The sequence below is a fragment of the Bizionia paragorgiae genome (assembly GCF_900107625.1).
Taxonomy (GTDB): Bacteria; Bacteroidota; Bacteroidia; order Flavobacteriales; family Flavobacteriaceae; genus Bizionia; species Bizionia paragorgiae.
In genome coordinates, this window is the sequence record NZ_FNQK01000008.1 from 46,355 (window position 1) to 63,689 (window position 17,335).

A 17,335-nucleotide genomic window follows, 5' to 3' on the forward strand; every position below is an offset into this window, starting at 1 on the left:
CTACTCTTTTTCTGAAATACGGTAAATAGGGTAGTGCAAGTGTGCTTTTTCGTAATTCTCACTGCGCTTATGTAGCCAATCAAGTTGAGCGTACCAATTATTTTTAAACGCTTCGTCTTCAGATTTTCGAATTTCAAATTCAGCTTGTAATCCAGGATTTTTTTCTAGGAGTTCTAAAGCCTTATCTTCCCATACATAAGGAGAAAAGCCTTCTTTTTGTTGTAGTATGGTGTCAAAGAAATTCCAATTAAAAAAGGAATCCGTTGCCGATGGCTCTAAGGTTTCCATGATATAACGAATTCCATTTTGGTTGGTCGGTACCATAACATCTCCGGCACGAAATCTGTTTTTTATGGTGTCGGTAATCACAGTGGTATTATAATGAACATAATGGCCCTCGTAAGGTCGTGTTCTAGTTTTAAATTCATCAATTTTATAGCGTTCGACTTCTAGAATAGTGTCTTTTTTTAAAACAGTCAGTTCGATATTATTAGTTTTTAATAAAGATAATACGCGATGCCATCCTTGTGGAATAACATAATAGCTTGGAATCCTTACTTCGTGTGTAGGTTTAAAGTAATTGTTATAAGCCACTTCTTTAGTAAACGGTTTGTCTCGATTGTATTTTAAGCGTTGCAGACCGGTAACCGCACTTTTCTTTATTTCACCTTCATAACCTTTAAACTGTAGCGTTGTGTGTTTACTCGTGTCTACCACCCAATTAAAACGATACGTAGAACTCCGTTTTAGGCTGTTAATAGTCTTCTTTCGAAGGTCTTTAATATAAGCGTAATCGGTTTCTGTGATATCGATTAGCGATTTCATTACTTCATAGGTGCCTTCCACGCGTTGTGGGTAAGGTTTTAACATATGGGTTTCTACCATGAGTCCTAAAGTGTTAAATAAGGAGGTGTAACCGGTTGAGTATCTTGGTGTATCTAAAAACTGGGTAAACCCATGGTCTGGAACGGTATTAAAGACATTGACATAAGGGGTGATATCCCAATTTTTAGTAATAAGATTTTGTTCTAAAGTAGGCGTCATTTTGTTGTGGAGGTAAGCGCCTAATTCGCCTCCTAATTTATTGTGTTGTGTAAATAGGTGGGTAAGCGTGTATTGGTAATCGGCACCATTACTAACATGGTTGTCTACAAACACATCGGGAGTAATAGTATGAAACACTTTAGCAAAGGCTTTAGCATTTTCGGAATCGCTTTTTACAAAATCCCGGTTAAGGTCGTAATTACGTGCATTACCCCGAAAACCGTAGGCTTTAGGTCCGTTTTGATTGGTTCTTGTTGCTGTATTACGGTTTAAACTGCCTCCCACGTTATAAATAGGAATGGTGACTAGTACGGTGTTTTTTAATGCGGCTAGTTTTCCTTGTGCTAGATCGCGAAAAAGTAACATAGTCGCATCGATACCATCACTTTCTCCTGGGTGAATACCGTTGTTTATAAGTACAATGGCTTGGTCTTTTGATAGTTCGTTATAATTAAAATTGGCTTTTGGACTATACGTAATATAATGAAGGGGTTTTCCAGAATCGGTAGTCCCCATAGAATCTATAGCAATTGTAGGGTAGGAGGTCGCTAAATTGCGATAAAACTGAATCACTTCGTAATAGGTTCCTGTTTCGGTGCCGTTGGATAGTTCATAACGCGTAGAAAGATCTAATGGAAGAACTGTTTTGTTTTCTGAAAGCTGGCATCCGTAGAGTAAAAGGAACAGACAGAGCAAAATATTTTTCATAAACTTTATTTTTTTTACGTGAGTGATGGAGCAATTGTTGAAGCTCTCCCGGTTTTTTTACCGGGAAGCGACTTGCGAGAGCGCGACCTTTAGGGCACGCCCAAATTGATATTATAAAAACAAATATAGGAAATAGCATTTGTGTATATGTTAATTAACCGTACTTTTGCACCCTGAAAAAAAAGTAAAAAATGACAGATTTTATAAGAAAAATAGTGCCCAATGCAAAAGACGATGTCCTTGCGGGTATTACAGTATCGTTAGCGATGATTCCGGAGGTGGTTGCCTTTGCGTTTGTTGCACAAATAGATCCGTTAGTAGCGCTTTCGGGAGCCTTTATTGTGGGGCTTATATCTGCTATTTTTGGTGGTCGACCGGGGTTAATTACAGGTGCTGCCGGTGCGGTAGCCGTTATTTTTGTAACCATGATTTCTGAAGGGCATACCAAAGGGATGTTGTTTGATCAACCTGTTGAGAATATGGGGTTTTTCTATTTGTTTGCCTGTGTTATATTAATGGGAGTCATTCAAATTTTGGCTGGAGTTTTTAAACTAGGTCGCTTTGTAAGATTAATACCGCACTCGGTAATGATGGGGTTTGTGAACGGTTTAGCGATTGTTATTTTTTGGGCACAAGTTAAAATGTTTAGTCATAAAACTTTGCAAGTGTCTAGTGACGGCGTAAAAGAGTATGTCACCACTTTTATGACCGGAACAGAATTATATATAATGATAGGTTTAGTGGCCTTAACGATGGCGATTATTTGGTTGTTACCTAAGTTAACGACTAAAATACCTGCAGCTTTAACAGCAATTTTAATCACCACTTTTGTGGTTGTATTTACGGGATTAGATGTATCTACCGTAGGATCTTATATTATTGAAGGGGGAGGAACTGGTTTAAAAGGCGAGTTTCCTACACCGAATTTAGAGCTTTGGGAGAATTTACCAATTAACTTAGATACTTTAAAATTTATTTTGCCTTATGCTTTTCTAGCGGCTTCAGTAGGGTTGATAGAGTCGTTAATGACGATGAATTTAGTCGATGAGCTTACAGAAACACGAGGGGATGGAAACCGCGAGTGTGTAGCACAAGGAGCAGGAAATATAGTGAGTGGACTTTTTGGTGGTACTGGTGGTTGTGGAATGATCGGTCAAACGGTAATTAATATTAATGCTGGTGGTCGTGGACGTCTTTCTGGAGTTATGATGGCGGTTACCTTGTTAACTTTTATTTTGTTTACCGATAAACTTATCGAGCAGGTGCCAATCGCTGCTTTAATAGGTGTTATGTTTATGATGGTTATTGAAACTTTTGCTTGGTCTAGTTTTAGAATTTTAAAGAAAATACCAAAATCGGATGCTTTTGTATTAATAACAGTATCGGCAGTAACGGTTATTTTTGATTTGGCAATTGCAGTATTTGTGGGTGTTATTATTTCGGCTTTAGCGTTCGCTTGGGAAAATGCTAAGAAAATTAGAGCTAGAAAACGCGTAAAAGAAGATGGCACTAAAGTGTATGAAATTTGGGGGCCATTGTTTTTTGGAAGCATTCAAGCTTTTAACGATAAGTTTGACGTAAAAAATGATCCTGATACCGTTGAAATTGATTTTATAGAAAGTAGAATTAGCGATCACTCGGCGCTAGAAGCTATTTTTAATTTGGTTGAAAAGTACGAAGCGTCAGGGAAAACCATAAAATTAAAACACCTGAGTGAAGACTGTAAAGTGTTAATGTATAAGGCGAGTCCGAAATTTAAAGATGTTATAATTGAAGATGTCGACGACCCGCGTTATCATTTAGCGGCGAACCCAGAGGAGTTTCCAAAGCCTCTTTCGGAATATAAATTCTAAGTCAGTTTGGTGAGATTTAATAAAAAAGTCTACATAATCCCTCAGGGAATATGTAGACTTTTTTTATGTCTGCCAGGTATTAAACGCGCACGCTATCGGGCACTAGTTTTGTGTAATCACCATTATTTCTAATAACATCTCGAACTATAGACGAGGAAATATAAGAGGTTTTTGCTGCAGTTAATAAAAACACAGTTTCTATTGGTGCAAGGTCTCTGTTGGTATGTGCTATGGCTTTTTCAAATTCGAAATCGGCTGGATTTCTTAAGCCACGTAAGATGAATTTTACATCGTTTTGCTGACAGAAATCGACAGTTAGCCCTTTGTAAGTAGTTACCGTAACTTTTGGCTCGTCTTTAAAAGATGCTTTTATAAACTCCAAACGTTGCTCTAAAGAAAACATGTAGTTTTTATCGGCATTAATACCTATAGCCACGATGACTTCGTCGAATAAAGAAATAGCTCTTTTAATTATATCGTAGTGTCCTAAGGTTATAGGGTCGAAAGATCCTGGAAATATTGCTCGTTTCATAATAGGGTTGTGTTATGCGGTATTGTTGATGGCTTAAAATACATAAATTATTTTTTGAGAGCCTCCTCAATAGCGCTTTTAAATAATTCTAACATCGAAATCCCGGCTTTAGCTGCTTGCTGAGGTAAAATACTTGCGTTGGTTAATCCGGGAACCGTATTAACTTCTAATAAATGAGGCTCACCATCTTTAAATATAAATTCGCTTCGCGAGTACCCTTTCATTTTTAAGATTTCATATACTTTTCTAGCTACAGTCACCACTTTTTCTTCTTGTTCAGCGGTTAGACGCGCAGGGGTTATTTCTTGAGACTGGCCAAGGTACTTTGCTTTATAATCAAAAAAATCGTTTTCGCTTACAATTTCGGTAATGGGTAAGACCTTAGTTTCCCCATTATACGTTATCACTCCCACAGAAACTTCAGTACCGTCTAAAAAGGATTCTATAATTATTTCATCATCCTCTTTAAAAGCGACATCGATAGCTGTTTGCAGGTCTTCTTTTTTGTGCACTTTACTAATTCCAAAACTACTTCCTGCTTTATTAGCTTTTACAAAACATGGAAGTCCTACTTTTTTAATGATATCGTCTTCGCGGATGGTATCTCCTAAATTAAGATAATAACTTTCTGCAGTTAAAATACCGTAGGGTTTTAAAACACTTAAACAGTCCCTTTTGTTGAAGGTCAGTGCCGCTTGGTACATATCACAACTGGTTTGTGGTAGGTCTAGCAGTTTAAAATAGGCTTGCATAAATCCGTCCTCGCCAGGCGACCCATGGATGGCATTAAAAACACAGTCGAATGTTACTTTCTTGTTATTAATAAGTACTGAAAAATCATTCTTATCGACTGGAAACTCTTGGTCCTCGTGATCAACAAACACCCACTTGTCTTTAAAGATGTGAATGCGGTAAGGGGTGTAGTTTGACGATTTTAGTGTGTTATAGACTACATTTCCACTTTTTAAGGAAATTTGATATTCACTAGAATATCCGCCCATAATTATCGCTATGTTTTTTTTTATTGCCATTGCATTTAATGTCTGTTGCCTTGTGATACTTTAAATTAAAGAATTTATTTATGCGCCGTAAAAATATCATTTATTTTATTTGAAACAGAAACCTTTTAGTTTTTATATCTTTGCCATACTATTTTAAGAAAAAAAACGATTAGTTAAGACTTAAATAGTACACTTAAATAATTTTTATGAGTATAGTCAAATTTTTAACGAGTAAAGTGTTTTTAAAACAACTCGTGTTAGCAGTAGTCGTAGTTGTTGTCTTATGTTTTTTGGTCTTAAAATGGCTAAACATATCGACTAATCACGACGAGTTTAAAATTGTTCCCAATCTAACAGGGAAGTCCTTAAACGTAGCGCAAATAGAGCTTGAGCAAGAAGCGTTAACTTTAGAAATTCAAGATTCGGCGAATTATAACCCAGACTACCCGAAGTTTTCTGTTATCGAGCAGGAACCTAAAGCGGGAAGCCAGGTTAAGGAGAATCGAAAAATATATATTACTTTAAATCCGTCGGGATACCGTAAAATAGGGGTTCCTGATTTACGTCAACGAACCTATAGACAGGCAAAACCAACTTTAGAGGCCTTAGGATTTAAAATCGGAAAGATTACTTATATCGATAATATAGGTAAAGATATGGTGTTGGGCTTACGTTTTGAAGGCAAGGCTATCGAACTAGGGGAGAAGCTCCCAAAAACATCAACTATTGATTTCGTTTTAGGAAACGGAAACGGTAATTAAAAATAATAATGACAGAAGACTATACACCAGAATTACCAGAAAGCGAAGACGATACGTTATACGAGCATTTTGCTTTCACCGTAGATAAAGGACAAACGCCACTTAGAATTGATAAATATTTAATGAATTTTATTGAAAACGCAACGCGTAATAAAATTCAAGCCGCAGCAAAAGAAGGTAATATTTATGTTAATGACGAGCCTGTAAAGGCGAATTATAAGGTGAAGCCTCACGATAGTATTCGTGTGCTTTTTTCTCACCCACCATTCGAAAATTTATTGGTTGGAGAAGATATGCCCCTAGATATTGTTTATGAAGATGATACCTTATTGGTCGTTAATAAACCGGCAGGTATTGTTGTGCATCCAGGGCATGGAAATTATTCGGGAACTTTAATTAACGGATTGATTTATCATTTCGAGAATTTACCAAAAAACTCTAGTGACCGTCCAGGATTAGTACACCGAATCGATAAAGATACTAGTGGATTGCTTGTTGTAGCAAAGACCGAGCATGCTATGGCTCATTTATCTAAGCAGTTTAAAGATAAAACAAGTGAGCGTGAATATGTAGCCATTGTTTGGGGAAATATGGAAGAGGATGAGGGGGCTATTGAAGGGCATATAGGCCGTCACCCTAAAAACAGATTGCAAAACACGGTGTTTTTTGGTGATGATGAAGATAAAGGAAAACCTGCTGTGACACATTTTAAAGTTATGGAGCGTCTTACCTATGTAACCTTAGTGTCTTGTAAGTTAGAAACCGGACGTACGCACCAAATTCGTGTGCATATGAAGCATATAGGACACACTCTTTTTAATGACGAGCGTTACGGTGGAGAACGAATTTTAAAAGGTACTACCTTTACTAAATACAAACAGTTTGTAGATAATTGTTTCAAAATCTTGCCTCGTCAAGCGCTACATGCTAAAACCTTAGGGTTTGAGCATCCTGAAACAGGGGAGTTTATGAAGTTTAACACGCCTATACCAGACGATATGCAGCAGTGTATTGAGAAATGGCGAGGGTACTCGAAACATTTAGAAGAATAATAAAGTAAAGCACGTGTAGACGTGCTTTTTTTATGTCCTAGTTTTAGGGCGTTATTGAACTTTATTGCTTGAACTAATTTTGGGTTATCTGTCGCTCAAGATATAAAAATGTTTAATTTAGTATGAGCAAACTAGCCGCCGTTTTATATTTTAATTTATTCGGTACGTTGTAATCATAAAAAGCAATGGTGACCAACATAACTAAAACATTCCTAATTTAAAAACTACATGTTTAAACATCAAGGCAACAGTAGAACTTTACAGCACAACTTACGAATAGCCACTTTTTTGTCTTTTGTTGCTGGCGTTGTAAATGTATCGGGTTTTCTTGCTTTTAAGCAACTTACGACCAATGTGACAGGTCATTTTGCCTTATTTATTAATGATGTTTCTGAATTTAATTTCTGGAAAGGCTTGGTATACTTTTTATATATTTTTTCATTTCTCTTCGGGTCTTTTTTATCTAGTTTTCTTATCGAGAAGTTTAAAGGAAATAAGCAACTTAATGTCTATGTTTTACCAACGGTAATCGAATGTTTGGTTTTATTGGTAATTGGAGTGCTAAGTAATATTATTGTCATGTCTGCCGATTTAGTGGTGTGTTTATTACTCTTTGCTATGGGGGTTCAGAACTCGTTTGTGACTAAGATCTCTAATGCGGTGGTTAGAACAACGCATCTTACGGGACTTTTTACGGATTTAGGCATTGATTTATCTCATTTGTTATTTCCTAAATCTCAACATCAAAAACAGAGAAGGAAGGCAGATATAAAATTGCGGATCTATATAATAGCATTCTTTTTTGCGGGTGGTTTAGTAGGAGGGTTTATGTACTCCAGTTTAAATTGGGAACTTAATACACTAATTTTTGCAGCACTTGTTTTATTAGCTAGTTTGTTTTATGATGATATGAGGTATCACCTGATAAAAACGAAAAGACGATTTATTCCCAAAAGATCACAGTAAAAGAAGTCGTTTTTAATCCGATTAAAGCTTCAAATAAGACGATTCTTACCGTAAACCCCTACCTTAAAATACCGGAGTTAAAGCCTATAAGTACTTCTTATTCATCGATAAGTTTTATCAGTATAAAAGCGTTTGAAAACAGGGTTTTAAAAACTATCTTTAGACTTAAGGCTTTCTAGGTAAATAGAGTCGTGTTAAAAGCGTTAATACAATCATAAGATATAGTAGTCTATTGGAAAGTCAGAATAATTAGTAGTAATTTAGTCATCCGAAAAAAGTAACAATGAAATTAGTAATATCTCCAGCAAAATCCTTGGATTTTGAAACGCAATTACCCACTGAAAAGGCAACACAGCCTGATTTTTTAAAACAGTCAGCTAAGCTTAATAAACTTCTAAAAAGTAAGTCGGCTAAAAGCCTGTCTAAATTAATGCACATCAGTGATAATTTAGCTCAGCTTAATTACGATCGCAATCAAGAGTGGTCGGTACCGTTTACTAAAGATAATGCACGTGCTGCTATATATGCTTTTAATGGCGATGTGTATCGCGGATTGGATGCATACAGCATTGCAACGGATAAATTGGATACGCTTCAAAATACAGTACGGATATTGTCTGGGTTGTACGGGGTGCTAAAACCTTTAGATTTAATCCAGGCTTACCGTTTAGAAATGGGAACAAAAATGCCTGTTGGGAAAAATAAAAATCTATACGAGTTTTGGAAAAAAGATATCACGACCGCTTTAAATAGTGAGTTGGAAGACGATGAGGTTTTCGTAAACCTAGCGAGTAATGAGTACTTTAAAGCTATAGATACATCCCTATTAAAAGTACCTGTTACGACTATAGAATTTAAGGAGTTTAAAGATGGTAAGTATAAAATAGTCGCTATTTATGCTAAAGTGGCTCGCGGCTTAATGGCGCGTTATATCGTTGAGACTAATGCCAAAACCATTGATGATTTAAAAGGGTTTAATGCAGAAGGCTACGGACTAAGCGACGAGCTGTCTTCAGAACATAATTTAGTGTTTACACGATAAATTAAGGTTTGATTTTTTTATCGATTTCTATTTTAGTTTCTGGTTTAACGCGTTTTTTTATACGTGGGCGTCTAACACCATAAGTCCCACGACTAATTTTTCCGCGTTTTGATTTCTTGTCTCCTCTTCCCATAATATGTGTAAGTTTTGTTAACCTTTAAGGTACGCTTATTATCGGGTATAAATTATTATAATTAACAGTTTAAAATAAATTTAACATATGTATTATTTTATCGTTGCGTTGCAAGTGTATTGCATCTATCACCTTATAAAAAACAGGAATCAGTACTATTGGATATTTCTAATTTTATTTGTTCCAGCAATTGGTTCTGCTATTTATTTGTTTACTCAGGTTTATAATAAACGTGATGTAGAAAAAATACAAGAAGGAGTAACAGCCGTTTTAACACCTACAAAAAAAATTAAAGATTTAGAGAAGGTACTTGAGTTTTCAAATACGTATTTGAATAGAATCAATTTAGCAGAAGCGTATTTTGAAATGAAAGATTTTGATAACGCCATCAAACATTATGAAGTAGCTTTAGAAGATAAAGATCAAAACAATTTCTTTGTAATTAAAGATTTAATTTCTGCACATTATCATACTAAAAACTATGAGCGCGCGGTGTTTTATGGCGATCAAATAAAAGAGGATTCTGAATTTAAAGGTAAGAACGCGCAGTTTCTTTATGGTTTAGCTCTAAACGAATTGGGAAGAGCTGTTGAAGCCGAAGAGCAATTACGACAAGTTGATCAGCGTTACTCCAATTATAACGAGCGTTTAGCACTCGCTAAGTTTCTTCAAAATAAAGGAAAGGAAGAGGATGCGATCGAAATTTTAAACGATTTAAAAACAGAGTCTGAGCATTTTACTAAGCCAAACAAAATAAAGTATAAGTCTACTATGAACGAGGTGGAATCTTTATTGGCTAAAGCCTAATGTTTCTTCATAAGCACCCCTATCCGCCGATTATTCCTAAAAATGCCGACCGATTAATTGTCGGTACCTTACCACCGCCGCGTTTTACAACGGGTGAATTATTGGAGCAGGATGTTGATTTTTGTTATGGGAGTTATTATAATTCCCTATGGCTGTATATCGATGCTATTCATCAGTTAAACCTTCGTTTCGATAATTCGGTAGAGGCAGTGAATCAACGTAAAGCCTATCTTAAAACGCATAGAATTGGGGTATGTGATATTGTGGCTTCTGCTGAGCGCAGTAAAATAGATGCCTCCGATTTAGGGATGACGGCTGTAAAACTTCGGGATGTTATAGGGTGTTTAAAGCAGTGCCCAACAGTAACAACCCTGTTGTTTATTGGAGGAAATAGTAAAAACGGTCCTGAATACTTTTTTAGAAGGCAGTTAAAAGCATACGGGTTAAAGCTTGAAGTCATAGAAAAGGAAACACCTAGAATACATCAGTTTAAATTGCCAGATGAATTAGATTCCGGACAAGAGCGGGTAATAAAAACAGTGTCTTTAACCTCCTCTTCGGGTGCTGCTAATATTTCTATTTCTAGAAATCCCTTATATCAACAACTGAAAGCCAAAAAACCGAAATTTAATACATTTGATTTTAGGGTGCTTCAGTATCGAGAGTACCTTTAAGAGGTGGTGAAATTAGGGGTTTAGAGCTTTTCAATACTAAAGAAAACACAATTATAGTGTTTGGGAATAAATTAAGTGTACATTTGTGGCTTAATTAAAAGAGGTGATGTTTATAATAAATTGTCATCTCAGCCCCACAACTTGTGGGTTTCTAAACAATTTATATGTCATTTAAGTCTTTAGGCTTATCCGAAGCCTTGCTAAAAGCTATTAGCAAAAAAGGATACACTACCCCATCTCCAATTCAAGCAAAAGCCATTCCTCCAGTATTATTAGGAGTCGATGTTTTAGCTTCAGCACAAACAGGAACAGGGAAAACAGCAGGTTTTACACTGCCATTATTACATTTATTATCACAACGCCCAGCCGAAAGACACCGTCCGGTTCGCGCCTTAATTTTAACACCTACTAGAGAGTTAGCAGCACAAGTATATGCTAATGTTAGAGAGTATAGCGAGTTTTTAGATATTCGCAGTACCGTTATATTTGGGGGTGTAAATCAAAAACCTCAAGTGTCTACTTTAAGACAAGGGGTGGATGTACTGGTAGCAACACCAGGGCGTTTGTTAGATTTACATAATCAAGGTTTATTGTCATTAAAACACGTAGAAATATTTGTTTTAGATGAAGCCGACCGTATGTTAGACATGGGATTCTTACGTGATATTGAACGCGTAATGAAAATAATGCCTGCAAAACGTCAGAACTTAATGTTCTCGGCAACGTTTTCAAAGGATATTAAAAAATTAGCGAATGGTATTTTAAACCATCCCGCACAAGTTGAAGCTACACCAGAAAATACTGCAGTAGAGGCTATCTCACAAAAAGTATATCGTGTAGCAAAAGGTAAGAAAACAGATTTAATCATCAAGTTGATTTCCGAAGGGAATTGGAAACAGGTCTTAGTGTTTACTCGTACCAAGCATGGTGCTAATAAACTAACTAAAAAGATGATTAGCGAAGGGATTACAGCAGCAGCAATCCATGGAAATAAAAGCCAGGGAGCAAGAACAAAAGCTCTAGCAGGTTTTAAAGATGGGTCTGTAAGCGTGTTAGTAGCAACCGATATTGCAGCTCGAGGGTTGGATATTCCATTATTGCCACACGTCATTAATTATGAGATTCCTAATATTTCTGAAGATTATGTACACCGAATTGGTAGAACAGGTCGAGCAGGAGCCGTGGGAGAGGCTATTTCATTAGTTAGTGCCGATGAAACTACTTTTTTACGCGATATAGAAAAATTAATTGGTGAGCGCTTGCCAGTGGAAATATTGGAAGGTTTTGAGCCAGATCCTAATGCATCTACAGCACCAATAAAACAAGGCGGTGGCGGCGGACGCTCACGCAATGCTAATCATTCAAAACCGCGAGGAGCTAAATCTGGTGAAGGGAAATCGGCATCAAATTCAAGACGCCCTAAGCGAACTAACGACAGGCGTTCTAAAAGTTCAAGATCTTAGTTATGCAGCCTCGGTTAAAAGAAAAAATGCTAACCGTTTGCGATAAAAAAATTGCAGAAAAAGGAGCGTCTGTCGGACTCTCCTTTTACGCTTTTTTTGCTAATAAAAATGATAACCCTGCTTTGTTAATGGAAGCAGCAACATGGTGGATTGAAACCCATCGATTGGATCATTTTGAAAAAGCAGTTAAAATTAAAGCTCTCGTTTTAAACTCTTAGTTTATGGAAACACAGCCAAACAACCCGCTACACGGAATTAAATTGGAACAGATAATTACCGACTTAGAAGCGCATTACGGTTGGGAATACCTAGGACATACTATTAAAATTCGTTGTTTTAATGAAAACCCTACAGTAAAGTCTAGTTTAAAGTTTTTACGTCGTACCCCATGGGCACGAACCAAAGTTGAAAACTTATATTTAAAAATGCTTAAAAGTCAAGCGTATAAAAAAAGCCTTAATTAATTTAAGGCTTTTTTTATGGCTTGTAATATGGTGTTTTTTAGCGCAAAAGGTATTTTGTTTTGTAACGTAAACTTCTGATTGAGTTCTAGTTCTATACCTAAATAATTATCTGGAAATTGCTTTCTTAAGTAGGTGGTAAAGCCATCAGCTTTCCCTAAATATGGATAGTTGAATCTTATATGTAGATTAGAATCCGCTGCTTGTAAAGACCGTTTAAATTTGGTTGCCCATTGTTTTTCGTTGTCTATAGAACTGTCATACAAAATACCTAGATCACAAGAGCGTTTATTACCATTAAAAACAGGTATAAAGGAATGTATAGATAGGTGGAGCACCGTTTCTTTTTTACTAATTTGTTGTGTAATCTCCCTTTCTATAGCATTGCGATACGGTAAGTAATAGTGTTCAATAATGGCTTGTTTTTCTAAGGTTTTAAGTTCTTTTGTAAAATCAGAAAATAGATTTTTGTGATGCAAAGAACGGTTTAACTCTATCAATAACCTGCTATTTGTACTAAAATGACTGTACGTGGCCAGTGTTTTTAAAGTATTAAAAAGGTCTAATGCGCCAGGATCGTAACCACGATGTGATTGTAATTCCTTACTAGCAGTTTTAAAAAATGGGCTGTATTCTTTTGGTATGCTATTGCCTCCATGCTCGCAAGTTATTATCAGTTTCATACTGAGAATACGGTATTTGTTTGTAAGCATTGTGCTAATTGCGAGTAGACGGTTTTAATGTTGGTATCAGAGTAATCATGGGCTATTGCTTGTAGTATGCGAGTAGCCAAAGTACCTTGGTTTAATATGGTTTCTATAGCATGATAATGAGATGCATCAATACTAGCTTTAGTTAATTGGTAAAAATGTTTCCAAATGTCATTTACTGTGCATGCTTCTTCAAGTTTAAATAACTGTAAGTAGTCGATGTTGCTTACCTTGTAATGTTCTCCTTCCTTAATAATTGGATTAAAGATAGCAAAAAGGTCTTCTTTAGTCCATTGTTTTTGCATGCTTAATGGTGCCAATTGTTTATTGACTAACAGTTTTAAGGTTTCAATAATAAGGATGCAGATAGCGAGGTCCGACTGCGGGCATTCTTGGATGTCAACCAATCGGATTTCTATGGCATTCCTATCAAATCGTGCAATAGCTCCTCTAGAATTTAAAAAATGATGGTCTAAAATACCGTTAATGTCTTTTGGCTTTATTGCTTTTTTAATGGGTTCGAAAATTGTGGTATAATAATCGAGTTTTGTAAATGCACGCTCTGGAATCACAAGACCTGTCATTTCGGGTATTTCCTTTTGATTCGTTTTGTAATATTCTAAACGGGTGTCTTTAAACCCGGTGTTTTGTCCTTCTAAAATTGGTGAACTTGCACATAACCCAGGGATTAGTGGAAGAATAACACGAATAGCAGCATGTAGCTTTTCGAATTCTTTATCATCAAAAAATGGTAAATTTATATGCGTGCTTTGTACGTTGCTCCAGCCATGACCTTTACAATCGAAAATACGGTTGTAGAGTTCGTATACTTCACTATACGAATGTTTCCATAACTGGGTGTCTGTTAAGGGGTTCATTAAGGGGTGAGAAGCTGTTGGTAATAGCTGTAGACCTTCAGTGTCTAATAGACTATTGATTTCAATAATGTTTTTATGAAAGGCTTCTGATAAATGATTTAATTGAGGCGTCGGACCATTTGTTTTGAGTTCCACCACGTGACCCACTAACTCATTACTCCATGCAATTAGGCCGTTGTCAATATCTGAAGTTAGGCTGCCGTTTTTTTTTGTTAATAAGGTGTCTACTTTAGGTGCGACTTTAAATGTAGCCTTGTTTATCAGCATATATTCTAATTCGATGCCGTACACTTCAAATAAATGATATTTTTTATTCATTAGGATTCTAGTCGTTGTTTTAATGCCGATAGGATATCGGTATACACGGCGTCACCATAATACGCGTCTTCCACTCCAAAATCGATATTCGGGTTATCGTTAATTTCGATTACCATAGGTTTGTTATTTACTACTTTTATATCTATGCCATATAAACCTTTCCCCATAAGTTTAGCCGATTTAATAGCCATATTTAAAACCTTTTTTGGTACGTTTTCAATCGGCACGCAATCGGCATCACCATCTTGTTCATTTTTGTTTTTAGCTTTCCAATTGTAAATTTGCCAATGGCCTTTTGCCATATAATATTTACAAGCATAAAAAGGCTTGTCATCTAATATACCAATTCGCCAGTCGTAGTCCGACGGACAAAACTCTTGGGCTATTATCAAGTCTGATTCTTTAAGCATGTCTGTAACCAAGGCATCGTATTCGGCTCGTGTTTTTGCTTTTTTAACACCAAATGAGAAGGTGGAATCCGGTGCCTTAAGAACGCAGGGTAGTCCTGTAATATCTAATATGCTATCTCTATTTTCCTTGTGGACGATACAGGTTTTTGGGGTGTCGATATTCGCATTTTGCAAGGCTTCGGCCATATATACCTTATTGCAACACTTAAGGATGGCATCTGGGTAGTCTATAATTGCTAAGCCTTCTTTTTGTGCCTTTCGAGCAAAGGCATAGGCTTCGTTATTAACTTCTGTACTTTGACGAATAAACAAGGCATCAAAAGAAGATAAGCGCGATAAATCTTTAGGTTCTATAATTTCGACGTAAATATTCATCTTTTCAGCAAGTTCTGTAAACTTTTTTAATGCTTTCGGGTTGCTCGGTGGTGCTGGATCTTTTGGGTTGACTAATATCGCTAAATCGAAATCGGACTTTATGAGTTTAGGGGTGTCGTATCGTTTTTTTGAGAAATACTGATTCGCAAATAGGCGAACACTCTCTTTGTGTTCGTCAGGAATTTCATTTTCTGATATAGCACGAATACTTTGAATGTTCCATTTTGTCGTGTGGTTGAATTTGACACGCAAAAAGGGCATTTGAAAATGCCTGTAGAACAAGGCACTCAGCTCTTTGTATTTTTGGGCTACGTTTTGACCGAAATAAATGCTCAAGGTAAACTCTTGAGATTTGATATTTTTTAAATGATGCTGAATCACATCGTCAAACTCATCCGATACGATACGTACTAGTTTTAGTGTTTTTAAGTCGACAATGTTTTTAACGGTAGGAATTGCTAAATGCCCTCGTGCCTCAGCTAATAAGGATACGTAATAACCCTTAGATTGGTACGAATAGTCCTTACACAGGTTAAATATCCTTGCTTTTTTTAGTTTAGAAAATTTAGGATTGGTTAAATAGTCTTGTGACGATATAACAGAGATATGATCAATGGCAACAGTCCATTTTTCTGGCTGATTGACAATAATGTATTTTTGCATTAAAGACGCTTCATAGCGATTTATATTTACAATAGTTAAGTTGTGCTATAGTCTATGTAACGTGTGCACAATGTATAGTAAATGTATCGTATTTATAAATAGCTTTTACAAACTTATAAAAATAAAGTAGCACTAATTTTTATATCGGTGAAACTAAAATCGCTTCTGTATGCTGTTGTGGGTTAGGTGTTTATTTTAATTGCCTTAAGCCTTCATACACCACAATGCTTACCGCATTTGCTATATTTAAACTGCGAATATGTTCGCTGTGCAGCGGTATTTTATAGAGCGCTGTTTGATGAGCTGAGGTAATAGATTCGGGTAGTCCTGAAGATTCTTTTCCGAAAACTAAAAACAAATCATCTTCGAAAGGGATATCCCAATGGGATTGTGTACCATGACTAGAAAGAAAGACCATATTGGCCTCTTTGTTTTTCTCGAAAAATTCCTCTTTACTGTCGTAAATAGTAATGTCTATATGTTTCCAATAGTCTAAGCCAGCACGCTTAAGTCGGGCGTCACTAATTTCAAAACCAAATGGTTTAACGAGATGTAAGCGAGATCCTGAGCCTAAAGATAAACGGCCTATGTTTCCTGTGTTATTTGGTATTTCAGGTTCTATTAAAACAATATTTAGTGGCATTTTTACTAGGTTTATTATTAGATTGTGGTTAAATCGTTATGTATAAAAGTGTAATTTAGGGTATGTACTAACTTGTCATTAGAGACTATTTTAAAACGGTCTTTAGAAGTCGCCTCAAATTCGGGTAGGGGCTTACCATATTTTGTTGCCAGTCCAGTATAAAAGTCCTTTCGCTTGGGGTGAGAACTACAACAGGCGTTAAATACAGTGTTACCTAAGTTTTTACTTATTATTTTTTCGATAATAGCGATGCAGTCATCCCGGTGAATAAGGTTGATATAGCCTTCAGGATTAGACATGGTCTTTGTGCTAGATATAAAGTTTACGGGGTTGCGGTTGTAGCCATACAAACCCGCAAACCGAATAAGTGTAGTGTCAAAGTTTTTTGCCTTTAAAAAGAGCTGTTCAATTTGTGCTAAATCACTGCTGTTGGTTGGTGTCTCTTCAGTGACTATAGTGTTTTTGTTCTCATAGACTGAAGTAGAACTTATAAAGATAACCTGTTTTATCCAAGACTTTTCTATGGATGCTATCAATCGCTTAAAATCAGAGCTGTTCTTATGGGCAATTGGTAGCACTAAAATGTCAGCTTTTAAAAACTCAGAGCGAACAAGCGATTCGTCTTGTATATCAATGATATAGTGAATGATGTTATGGTGTTCAAATGTGCTCCTGTTTTCATGTGTTCTATTAGAGGCTTTAACGACATAGTTGTCACTTAATTTTAAAGCTAGAGGTTTGCCCAACCAACCACAACCTAAAACACTTATAGTTTTAGTCATAAGTATAAATGAAAAAAAACAGCACTAAATAAGTTTAGTGCTGTTGTGTTTTTAAAGTG

Annotated in this window: 19 protein-coding genes; 10 read left to right on the forward strand and 9 right to left on the reverse strand. The window is 36.2% G+C overall.

All coding sequences use genetic code 11. From position 1 onward, the window contains the following. Window positions 1-1,752 (reverse strand): M14 family metallopeptidase, encoded by a 1,752-nt coding sequence (locus tag BLV64_RS07170; RefSeq protein WP_092133521.1) that lies wholly within the window; start codon window positions 1,750-1,752, stop codon window positions 1-3. A 191-nt stretch (window positions 1,753-1,943) separates the two neighbouring features. Here BLV64_RS07170 and BLV64_RS07175 point away from each other — a divergent pair, with 191 nt between their 5' ends. Further along, complete coding sequence (locus tag BLV64_RS07175) at window positions 1,944-3,605, forward strand: SulP family inorganic anion transporter (protein WP_092133522.1); 1,662 nt, start codon at window positions 1,944-1,946, stop codon at window positions 3,603-3,605. A gap of 79 nt (window positions 3,606-3,684) precedes the next feature. Here BLV64_RS07175 and coaD read toward each other — a convergent pair whose 3' ends face one another. Next, window positions 3,685-4,137 carry a pantetheine-phosphate adenylyltransferase gene (coaD, locus tag BLV64_RS07180; RefSeq protein ID WP_092133523.1) on the reverse strand — a complete coding sequence of 151 codons (453 nt, stop codon included), beginning with the start codon at window positions 4,135-4,137 and terminating at the stop codon, window positions 3,685-3,687. A 47-nt stretch (window positions 4,138-4,184) separates the two neighbouring features. Further along, the gene (locus BLV64_RS07185; protein ID WP_092133743.1) at window positions 4,185-5,162 is read right to left on the reverse strand and encodes a D-alanine--D-alanine ligase; all 978 of its coding nucleotides are present in this window, start codon (window positions 5,160-5,162) and stop codon (window positions 4,185-4,187) included. A 182-nt stretch (window positions 5,163-5,344) separates the two neighbouring features. Between BLV64_RS07185 and BLV64_RS07190 the strand changes: the two genes are divergently transcribed. The 4 genes from BLV64_RS07190 (at window position 5,345) to yaaA (ending at window position 8,959) form a co-directional block, all read left to right on the forward strand. Next, entirely contained in the window at window positions 5,345-5,899 is a 555-nt protein-coding gene (locus BLV64_RS07190; protein ID WP_092133524.1) for a PASTA domain-containing protein, read from the forward strand. 8 nt (window positions 5,900-5,907) lie between these two features. Beyond that, window positions 5,908-6,951: an RluA family pseudouridine synthase gene (locus BLV64_RS07195; RefSeq protein ID WP_092133525.1), complete on the forward strand. Its 1,044-nt coding sequence runs from the start codon at window positions 5,908-5,910 to the stop codon at window positions 6,949-6,951. Between the two features lie 228 nt (window positions 6,952-7,179). Next, window positions 7,180-7,917, forward strand: a complete 738-nt coding sequence (locus tag BLV64_RS07200; protein WP_092133526.1) for a YoaK family protein — start codon at window positions 7,180-7,182, stop codon at window positions 7,915-7,917. Window positions 7,918-8,200: 283 nt separating this feature from the next. Then, on the forward strand, window positions 8,201-8,959 hold the full coding sequence (gene yaaA, locus BLV64_RS07205; protein WP_092133527.1) for a peroxide stress protein YaaA: 759 nt from the start codon (window positions 8,201-8,203) through the stop codon (window positions 8,957-8,959). Between the two features lies 1 nt (window position 8,960). On the opposite strand, the gene BLV64_RS07210 is transcribed toward yaaA, so the two are convergent. Continuing rightward, the gene (locus BLV64_RS07210; RefSeq protein ID WP_092133528.1) at window positions 8,961-9,092 is read right to left on the reverse strand and encodes a 30S ribosomal protein THX; all 132 of its coding nucleotides are present in this window, start codon (window positions 9,090-9,092) and stop codon (window positions 8,961-8,963) included. A gap of 87 nt (window positions 9,093-9,179) precedes the next feature. Here BLV64_RS07210 and BLV64_RS07215 point away from each other — a divergent pair, with 87 nt between their 5' ends. The 5 genes from BLV64_RS07215 (at window position 9,180) to BLV64_RS07235 (ending at window position 12,500) form a co-directional block, all read left to right on the forward strand. Next, window positions 9,180-9,899, forward strand: coding sequence for a tetratricopeptide repeat protein (locus tag BLV64_RS07215; protein ID WP_092133529.1), 720 nt, complete (start codon window positions 9,180-9,182; stop codon window positions 9,897-9,899). Next, window positions 9,899-10,573, forward strand: a complete 675-nt coding sequence (locus tag BLV64_RS07220; RefSeq protein WP_092133530.1) for a uracil-DNA glycosylase family protein — start codon at window positions 9,899-9,901, stop codon at window positions 10,571-10,573. Before BLV64_RS07215 ends, BLV64_RS07220 begins: the two co-directional genes overlap by 1 nt. A 164-nt stretch (window positions 10,574-10,737) precedes the next feature. Next, window positions 10,738-12,036 (forward strand): DEAD/DEAH box helicase, encoded by a 1,299-nt coding sequence (locus BLV64_RS07225; protein WP_092133531.1) that lies wholly within the window; start codon window positions 10,738-10,740, stop codon window positions 12,034-12,036. Window positions 12,037-12,038: 2 nt separating this feature from the next. Then, a complete protein-coding gene (locus BLV64_RS07230; RefSeq protein WP_092133532.1) occupies window positions 12,039-12,254 on the forward strand; it encodes a DUF6500 family protein in 216 nt (71 codons plus the stop codon). A 3-nt stretch (window positions 12,255-12,257) separates the two neighbouring features. Further along, entirely contained in the window at window positions 12,258-12,500 is a 243-nt protein-coding gene (locus BLV64_RS07235) for a VF530 family protein (RefSeq protein WP_092133533.1), read from the forward strand. Here the strand turns inward: BLV64_RS07235 and BLV64_RS07240 are convergent. The 5 genes from BLV64_RS07240 to BLV64_RS07260 all read right to left on the reverse strand — a co-directional run bounded on the left by BLV64_RS07240 (window position 12,497) and on the right by BLV64_RS07260 (window position 17,276). After that, window positions 12,497-13,180 (reverse strand): N-formylglutamate amidohydrolase, encoded by a 684-nt coding sequence (locus tag BLV64_RS07240; RefSeq protein ID WP_092133534.1) that lies wholly within the window; start codon window positions 13,178-13,180, stop codon window positions 12,497-12,499. The two genes, BLV64_RS07235 and BLV64_RS07240, sit on opposite strands and share 4 nt — an antisense overlap. Further along, window positions 13,177-14,403 (reverse strand): glutamate-cysteine ligase family protein, encoded by a 1,227-nt coding sequence (locus tag BLV64_RS07245; protein ID WP_092133535.1) that lies wholly within the window; start codon window positions 14,401-14,403, stop codon window positions 13,177-13,179. Before BLV64_RS07245 ends, BLV64_RS07240 begins: the two co-directional genes overlap by 4 nt. Beyond that, window positions 14,403-15,851 carry a RimK family protein gene (locus BLV64_RS07250; RefSeq protein ID WP_092133536.1) on the reverse strand — a complete coding sequence of 483 codons (1,449 nt, stop codon included), beginning with the start codon at window positions 15,849-15,851 and terminating at the stop codon, window positions 14,403-14,405. Before BLV64_RS07250 ends, BLV64_RS07245 begins: the two co-directional genes overlap by 1 nt. A gap of 190 nt (window positions 15,852-16,041) precedes the next feature. Further along, window positions 16,042-16,494 carry a tRNA (cytidine(34)-2'-O)-methyltransferase gene (locus BLV64_RS07255; RefSeq protein WP_092133537.1) on the reverse strand — a complete coding sequence of 151 codons (453 nt, stop codon included), beginning with the start codon at window positions 16,492-16,494 and terminating at the stop codon, window positions 16,042-16,044. A 17-nt stretch (window positions 16,495-16,511) separates the two neighbouring features. Further along, window positions 16,512-17,276, reverse strand: coding sequence for a Rossmann-fold NAD(P)-binding domain-containing protein (locus tag BLV64_RS07260; RefSeq protein ID WP_092133538.1), 765 nt, complete (start codon window positions 17,274-17,276; stop codon window positions 16,512-16,514). Between the last annotated feature and the right edge of the window lie 59 nt (window positions 17,277-17,335).